The following is a 237-nucleotide window of genomic DNA, read 5'->3' as shown; positions in this document are numbered from 1 at the left end:
CAAATGCCGGAACTAACGGAACACTCACCATCTGTGCAGGAAGCACCGTAACATCGGCGCAATTATTTGCAGCCTTAGGAGGAAGCCCAGCTACAGGCGGAACTTGGTCACCAGCATTAGCAGGGGCTAATACCTATACATATACAGTAGCCGCAACCGCACCATGTACCACAGCAGCAACAGCTCAGGTAGTGGTAAGCGAACAAGCCTTACCAAATGCGGGAACTAACGGAACAC

1 protein-coding gene is annotated in these 237 nt (G+C 51.5%); it reads left to right on the top strand.

All coding sequences use genetic code 11. From position 1 onward, the window contains the following. Window positions 1-237: hypothetical protein (locus tag ACXAG7_RS20200; protein ID WP_476667964.1), on the top strand; the 237-nt coding region annotated here is incomplete at both ends.

This window comes from Tenacibaculum sp. AWR4_210 (genome assembly GCF_056160945.1).
Note: the sequence above shows the minus strand (reverse complement) of the source record. Positions and strands in the feature narration are given on the sequence as shown.